We start from the raw sequence: 6,825 nt of genomic DNA, 5'->3' as shown, positions 1-6,825 counted from the left end.
CCGGCACCAGCCACAGACCGGCAACATGACCACCGAGGCATACCGGTCCGGACCCACCGTCACGCGGCCCAGCCGTCAACATCCGGGGTCCACCCCTGTGCGAGATCGTCGAGGGTGAAGACCTCACCGGCCGGCGGGGCGAACCGTTGCGCCATCCAGGCAATCTCCGCATCGTCAACCCAGCAGGCCCGCACCCGGACCGGGTCGGCCTGCCCGTCAGCCAGCACATAACCGACCCCCGGCATGTCGTCCGGGATGGCGTCGGCAACCGCCCCACGCTCCCGGGCACCATCCCCGAGGACGAGGTCGACCTGGTCGGCGTCGGTCATCCGTAGCGCCACCCGGACCGGGAACAGATCCCGAAACGGCAGCACCTCTTTACGCGGGTCCTGCACCGCCCCGACCACGACCACCCCGGGTGCCCGGCCCTGGGACAGCAGCAGCGGCAGGGATGCCGCGAGCTGCTTTTTCAGCTCCCGGTCGGTCACATACGCCGTCAGCGAAGCAAGCTCATCAACGATGACTACGATCAACGGTTCACCGACAGTCGGGGTGTGCAACCGGGCCACCCCGCGCAGCCGGGCCGCGCGTTTCCGCATGACCGACACGGCATTGTCGAGCAGGACAGCGATACTGTCGGTGTCGGTCGCGAACCGGGTGAACATCCCCTGCCCGAACGCGAGTTCCATCCCCCCTTTCGGATCACACACCCAGAGTTCGACCAGACCGGCGCGGACCGCCGGGCCAAGGCCGCGGATCGTCGACCAGATGACCGAGCCCTTCCCCGACCCGGTCGCCCCCGCCACCAGCACATGCGCGCCGCGGACCGGGAGCCGCCACAGGTCGCCGTCCTCACGGCGGCCCACCGGCAGCCCCGACAGATCCACCGGCGAGCCGTCATCATCCCCGCCATCTCCATCCGCATCCGGACCGTCCAGATCGACCGGCGGGACAGGGCCGGCGAGGGAGTCCCGGCGGGTGAACTCCACCCAGACGAACCCCACCTTCCGATCCGGACGCACCCGGCAGGCGCGGGCACGGAAGGCATGGCGCAGGGCTTCGGCCTGCTCCGCCCACTGCTCCGGGGTCTGCCCGTAGAGCAGCTCCACCCGCAACCGGTCCGCCCACCGATCGCAGCGGACCTGACGAATCCGCGGGAACGTCTCCGCGAAGGAGACCCGCTCGGCGTTCGACGTCGGCATCCGAATCGCCAGACCGGTATGCACCATCACCGGCCGCCACCGCCACCGATACACGACCAGCAGCCGCCACCGCCCCCACACCCACCGGACCAGCCAGCCAAACGACCGACGATGGGCCAGCCGCCACAGCACCGCCACCAGGACCAGGCCGGCAACGCCCAGCCCCAGCCCGGCCAGGCCGAACCGCTGGCGCACCACGAGCACGGCGAGAAGCAGACCGACCGGCACCGGATGCCGCACGAGAAAGACCAGCACGTGGGCGCATATCTTGCCGGCCAGTCCGACAAGCAGCATCCACAGCGGGACACGGACCGTGTCGGCCCGGGACGGAATCCGGGGTATTCCCCGGTCACCGTTAATTCTGGACATGACACATACCACCTGTTTCAGAGCACACGAAACCAGGATCAGGAAGAAACAAGGAAAGCCGCGGAGGCAGGCCCGGAACCGCCTGTCAGAGCCGACGATTCCGGGCCACCTGCCGGAAACAAAACCACGCGACAACTACTACGCGGCGAGATCCCGTGGCAATTCAGCCGCGTCCTGAGCGGCGAACCGGAACCGTTCGCATTCGACGAGGTAATCGTTCACCGCGCCCAGCAGCGCATACGCGAACTCAACCTGGTCGGCGGTCACCGCGCCACCAGCCGGCGAGACAGAAAGCCGCGTCTGACCCACATGGACCGTGAGGACCGGCGGCTTGTCCGGGCAGATGTGGCAGCGAACCAACCAGTCCGCGCCCACGCTCAGCCCCAGCTGGGTCGAGGAGCGCAGCCCGTCCGCGTCGAGCCCACTCACGCCGCCACCGCCGGACCGGGACGCCGCGCCGAGGCCACCGAACCAACCGGACGCATCGCCGCCGCCCGCAGAGAGAACGCCACCCGCCCGTTGGCGTCCACATAGGGCACCACGAGCAGCCCCTCAAACAGCGCCGGCCGGAACGGCGTGCCCGGCATCGGGTCCGGGAGCACCGGCGCCACCTCGCCGAGAATCTTCACCTTCAGTTCGGACTTCCGTGCCGCCGGGTCCGCGTCGAGGACCCGCACCGCCCACACCCGCTCGCCGGTGTCCTTGTCCCGCGCCTGCACATCCGGCGCCTTCGCCTTCACCTTGTCGTAGTCGTTCGCAGGCTCCACACCCAGCACGAACGCGCCGTGCGGGAACACGTCCTCAAAACGCACCGGAATACGCCCGGGAACCGCCATCACGCCACCTCCACTCGTCTTGTTGACCCCGGAACCATCGGTGCGTTCCGGCTGACGAGAAACACAATCCACCGCTCACCAAGCGCGCATCAACCGCCAGCCCGGCGTTGTATATACCGGTAGCATGGCCATCATGCGTGCCGCATCGTTTCATGCCATGGTGATATGACGCGCGGCTATACCGGTAGCGCTCCCGCACAGGCCGCTAATATGCACGCATGGCTGACCGGAAAACCCCGCCGATATACCGGACGAGAGGTCCAGCGGACGGCGAGGACTGGACAGCCGTCGCCGTAGCACTCAACGACCGGATGGCCCGCCGCCGCATCGGACAACAAGACCTTGCCCGCGCGTCAGGGGTGTCCGTGTCGACCCTGCGCGAACTTCAACACGGCGCCGGCCGCCGCGTGCAGAACAAGACCTTGACCGCGATCGCCCGCGCGTTGGGCTGGCCCGACGACCACCTGATACACATCCTGATATCCAGCACACCAACCGGAGACGACAAGACACACGAACCCCCCGGTCAGGAGATCCTCGCCATCCTGGCTCGCCTGGACGAACGCATGACCGAGGCCATGACCAGACTCGCCGCCATCGAACAGGCCGTCACCCGGTCGAGCAGCCGGCCACCGTCCTGAGACGACAAAGGGCCGGACCTCGCGGCGAGGTCCGGCCCGTGGAACGTTCCGAGATATCAGCCTGGCAGAGAATGGCTCCCGGCGCGGGCAGGCAGCTGACCAATCAGCTGCCGCCGCAGCGCATCAGCGACATCGGCTTTCCCCGCCGCATATGCGGCCCGTTCCCCCTCGGTCATCCATCGCCGCCCGTTGCCCTCCCCGACCAACGCCGGGTCCAGTTCGAGCATGGCCCGCAGGAATACCCCGGGCACCTGCCGCCGGTCCAGCCGCACACCCGACGCTTCATAGACGAGCATGACGTCAACATCTCCATGGACTTCGGTAAACCGCAGGCCCGCCGGCATCTCCGCCGCCGCAGCAGCCAGCGCCTGGGCCGAGGAGTCGGCGGGGACGGCCAGCGCCCAGGCGTTCGCGCCCCACGGCAGCAGGCCTACCCCGGGTTGCTCGGGCGTCTGGCAGGAGCCGCTTATCCAGCTCATCGCGAGCCCCCAGGCCCGCCTCGATGATCCATCCTGGTCTGTCTCGGTATGCGCAATGGCATGTGCCGTCCCTCTCGTCTCGTCCGCTCGCGTCCGGGATGCCACCCCGCCCCGCGGAGCCCGGCTCTACGCGAACACGGGGCGGGGTGACCTGCACAGCAGCCTCACCCGCACCTGACGCATCACGAAACGTCACGATGGCAATGTACGGTGTGCATGGAATCCGGACCGGTCACCGCCTGCCGAGCAGCTGACGAGAGCCAGCCGAGCGCCACACCATCCCACCAGCGGCGAACGACCCATACCACGATGGCATAGTGGCACTAATCTCTGCATAACGACCTTGACCACCTGCTGACCTGGCAGTCGGCCCGTACCGAGGAGATGTGGCGGATGGCCCAGCCCGCTCCTCCCTACATCGTCTCGCCCGAACTTCTTGCCCGGGACGAGTTCCGCGCCGCCTGCGAGATCCTGGACTTTCAGACGATCTTTCGTCTGATGCGCAAGTACGACGGCGCCAGCCAGGACCGCGTGTCCTCCCCGGTACCGGGGCTGACACAAAGCCGGGTCAGCCGGGTCATGAGCGGCGAGACCCGGATCACCTCGCTGGACCTCGTCCAGCGCATCGCCGACGCCTTACGCATCCCCGGCACCTACTTCCGCCTCGCCCCACGCCCGTGGGAGAACACGCAGCCCGCAACCGTCTCGGACCCGGTATCGGCGGCATCACCCACCAGCCTGGCTGTCCCCGCCCAACCCGCCGCCGGCACGACGAGCACGGCCAGCATGACCCCACCGGCCGGTGAGACAGTCGGTGACGTCGAGGACCGCAGCCTGACCATCGACATCGACGTTGCCGAAGACGGATGGGCAACCCTGACCTACCGGCACGAGCTCTACAACGCCACAGCCACACCGTTCACCCGGTTGAACCGGGAACTGTGGTTCGAGACCACCACCGGCCCGTTACAGCTCGAAGCCCTGCCCTCCCCCAACCGGAACATCATCGTCCAGCGCATCCACGACACCACGCTCAACGCCCGGTTCGCCTGCCAGGTCTTCCCCGCGATCCAACCGGGAGAGACCGCGATCGTCGGCTACCGGAGCACCGGCGGACGGTTCGTCTACGACCACTACTGGCGACAGTCGATCGTCCGCCCGACCGGCACTCTCACGATCCGGCTTCGCCACCAAGGCGTCACAGCATTAACCCGGTGCACGGCGACCGAGGACCGGCCGGACGGCTCGGAGATCTCCGCGACCGACGGCCTGTCCTTCTCCCGCGACGAAACCGGCGTCGTCATCGAGCTGACCCGGCGGAACCTCCGGCCAAACCAGTTCGTGACGCTGCGATGGGACACCACCCATGCGACTCCGTGACGACATCGAACAGACACTCCGAGCCTGGGACGCCCACGAGACCGCACGCCAGGCAGCCCCGATCATCGATTTCGACTGCGCGCCCACATCGGACCCGGTGACGGCCGCCCCCAGCCGTGTGGACGTCCACAACGCGCTTTCCGCGTTGTCCGCACAGGCCGACGATGAAGGCGACCAGGTGTGCGCCGAACAGCTCCGCGCGCATCTGGTCTATCTCGGCGCGCTCCTCGGTGAACGCCCCCCGTTCGACGACTACCTGACCGCCACCCAGGGATGCCCCGCGGCCGGATGGCCCGACGAGTACGTGACCGCCATCGGTGACCGCGCCCGTGCAGCCCTGGCCGATCTTGGCGTGTCGTGGGACGCCACCACCGACCGCCAGCTCCGCGAGACCGAAGGCCCGGTCGACATCACTGACGCACCCGAGATGATCCGGGCCGCCGCCACCGAGGCAGAGCCCGCCGTCCGCGCCCTTGCCGACACCGACGCCCCGTACACCCTGGAGATCACAACTGCGGACGTTGACGCCTACTGGGCCTACTGGCTCGACGGCACCGGCCAGCACGCACGGCTTCGGCTCAACCTCCGCAACGCCGCCTTCACCACGGTACGCATCCGCCAGTTCGCCCTCCACGAAATTCTCGGCCATGCCCTGCAAAGCGCCAGCTACACCGCCACCGCCCGCCGGACCGACGTGCCGTGGCCCCGTCTGCTGGCGGTCCACGCGCCGTATCAAGTGCTGTTGGAAGGCATCGCCCAGGCCATGCCGTTGTTCATCGTCCCCAACGACACCGCCGTCACGGCCCGGGTCCGCCTCGACCACTACCTACAACTCGTCCGCGCCGAGCTGCACCAAGCCATCAACACCGGTAGGCCTGCCACCGAGTGCGCCGAACACGCCCGCACCCGCGTCCCGTTCTGGACCACGGCCACCATCGCCGACATCCTCACCGACCGCGGTAACGACCCCCAGCTACGGAGCTACCTGTGGGCCTACCCCGCCGGCATCGACTGGTTCGTTTCCCTCGCCGACACCGCCGACACCGCCACCGTGGGGAAGGTCTTCCGTGCCACCTACGCCCAGCCCCTCACCCCACACCAACTCACCCAGCTCTGGCCGGCTGGCCCCCGCATCGGCGGACCCGGCGCCCCTGTTCGTCTACGGAAGCCTCCTCTTCCCTGACGTCCTCCACGTTCTTATCGACCGCGACCCCCACCGCGTCCCAGTCACGGTCACCGGATGGCGCGTCATCGCTCTGCCGGAACGGATCTACCCTGGTCTTATCCCCGACCCGACCACCACCGCCACCGGGCACCTGTTCAACGACCTCACCCAGGCGGAGCGGGAAACCCTCGACGCCTTCGAAGCCGACATCTACACCCTGACCCGCATCCCCCTGGACCACGGCCGCCACGCATGGACCTACGCCTGCACCAACCCCACCGACTTCCTCCCCGCCGAACCATGGAGCCCCGACGAGTTCGCCCGCACCCACCTACCCGCCTACGTGGACCGCTGCACCGCATGGCGCCACCACCACAAGTCGAGCACATAGCCACATACCCCGCAGACTGCCGAATTCCTCGTTTTAGGATCAAGAGCGCGGCGCCGGGTCGCGCCCCGCAACCGGCTGCGCGCGGCCTGCCGGCCGTGCTCACCGGGCGCGTCGCCACCCCACGCCGCGCAGATCCATCCAGGGAACAAGGTAACCGGTCGATCGCTGCCGCTCCCAACGGAGGCATGACGAGGCTCTACGACTCGTCAGCGTCGGCGTCTCCGATTACGGAGTAGGTTGGCGCCACGTCATCGACATACGCGCGTTTACCGTGTGGGCGTCTCCCCTCGGCTCGTAGTCCCGTCTGTTGATGTCCCTGAGGATTGCGTCTCGTTCTTGTTCAGCGGCCAGGGCCTCCTCCC

Annotated in this window: 8 protein-coding genes; 4 read left to right on the top strand and 4 right to left on the bottom strand. The window is 68.1% G+C overall.

Annotated features, from left to right (window positions below; genetic code table 11):
• Positions 1-59: 59 nt before the first annotated feature.
• From MJ797_RS18380 to MJ797_RS18370, 3 genes are all read right to left on the bottom strand, one after another.
• Positions 60-1,571, bottom strand: coding sequence for an FtsK/SpoIIIE domain-containing protein (locus MJ797_RS18380; RefSeq protein WP_374582529.1), 1,512 nt, complete (start codon positions 1,569-1,571; stop codon positions 60-62).
• A 138-nt stretch (positions 1,572-1,709) separates the two neighbouring features.
• Positions 1,710-2,000, bottom strand: coding sequence for a hypothetical protein (locus MJ797_RS18375; protein ID WP_239336723.1), 291 nt, complete (start codon positions 1,998-2,000; stop codon positions 1,710-1,712).
• On the bottom strand, positions 1,997-2,407 hold the full coding sequence (locus MJ797_RS18370; protein ID WP_239336722.1) for a plasmid replication, integration and excision activator: 411 nt from the start codon (positions 2,405-2,407) through the stop codon (positions 1,997-1,999). Before MJ797_RS18370 ends, MJ797_RS18375 begins: the two co-directional genes overlap by 4 nt.
• Before the next feature lie 218 nt (positions 2,408-2,625).
• Here MJ797_RS18370 and MJ797_RS18365 point away from each other — a divergent pair, with 218 nt between their 5' ends.
• The gene (locus tag MJ797_RS18365; protein WP_239336720.1) at positions 2,626-3,048 is read left to right on the top strand and encodes a helix-turn-helix transcriptional regulator; all 423 of its coding nucleotides are present in this window, start codon (positions 2,626-2,628) and stop codon (positions 3,046-3,048) included.
• Between the two features lie 56 nt (positions 3,049-3,104).
• Here the strand turns inward: MJ797_RS18365 and MJ797_RS18360 are convergent, their stop codons facing one another.
• Positions 3,105-3,527: a hypothetical protein gene (locus MJ797_RS18360; protein ID WP_239336718.1), complete on the bottom strand. Its 423-nt coding sequence runs from the start codon at positions 3,525-3,527 to the stop codon at positions 3,105-3,107.
• Between the two features lie 393 nt (positions 3,528-3,920).
• Here MJ797_RS18360 and MJ797_RS18355 point away from each other — a divergent pair, with 393 nt between their 5' ends.
• Genes MJ797_RS18355 through MJ797_RS18345 form a run of 3 tightly spaced genes read left to right on the top strand, consistent with a single transcriptional unit; the run spans position 3,921 to position 6,463 of the window.
• Positions 3,921-4,907: a helix-turn-helix transcriptional regulator gene (locus MJ797_RS18355; protein WP_239336715.1), complete on the top strand. Its 987-nt coding sequence runs from the start codon at positions 3,921-3,923 to the stop codon at positions 4,905-4,907.
• The gene (locus MJ797_RS18350) at positions 4,894-6,090 is read left to right on the top strand and encodes a hypothetical protein (RefSeq protein ID WP_239336712.1); all 1,197 of its coding nucleotides are present in this window, start codon (positions 4,894-4,896) and stop codon (positions 6,088-6,090) included. The genes MJ797_RS18355 and MJ797_RS18350 overlap by 14 nt, the downstream gene beginning before the upstream one ends.
• Positions 5,975-6,463: a gamma-glutamylcyclotransferase family protein gene (locus MJ797_RS18345; protein WP_239336709.1), complete on the top strand. Its 489-nt coding sequence runs from the start codon at positions 5,975-5,977 to the stop codon at positions 6,461-6,463. The genes MJ797_RS18350 and MJ797_RS18345 overlap by 116 nt, the downstream gene beginning before the upstream one ends.
• Positions 6,464-6,825 lie beyond the last annotated feature (362 nt).

Origin of the sequence: Protofrankia sp. CiP3 (assembly GCF_917627345.1) — a bacterium.
In the GTDB taxonomy this organism is placed as follows: domain Bacteria; phylum Actinomycetota; class Actinomycetes; order Frankiales; family Frankiaceae; genus Protofrankia.
The sequence above is the reverse complement of the archived record's forward strand: the minus strand, read 5'-3'. Positions and strand labels throughout refer to the sequence as shown.

Bases quoted from the DNA above. Each gene is read 5' to 3' on its own strand.
- MJ797_RS18380 (WP_374582529.1), bottom strand. From the start codon at position 1,571: ATGTCCAGAATTAACGGTGACCGGGGAATACCCCGGATTCCGTCCCGG.
- MJ797_RS18370 (WP_239336722.1), bottom strand. From the start codon at position 2,407: ATGGCGGTTCCCGGGCGTATTCCGGTGCGTTTTGAGGACGTGTTCCCG.
- MJ797_RS18365 (WP_239336720.1), top strand. From the start codon at position 2,626: ATGGCTGACCGGAAAACCCCGCCGATATACCGGACGAGAGGTCCAGCG.
- MJ797_RS18360 (WP_239336718.1), bottom strand. From the start codon at position 3,527: ATGAGCTGGATAAGCGGCTCCTGCCAGACGCCCGAGCAACCCGGGGTA.
- MJ797_RS18355 (WP_239336715.1), top strand. From the start codon at position 3,921: ATGGCCCAGCCCGCTCCTCCCTACATCGTCTCGCCCGAACTTCTTGCC.
- MJ797_RS18350 (WP_239336712.1), top strand. From the start codon at position 4,894: ATGCGACTCCGTGACGACATCGAACAGACACTCCGAGCCTGGGACGCC.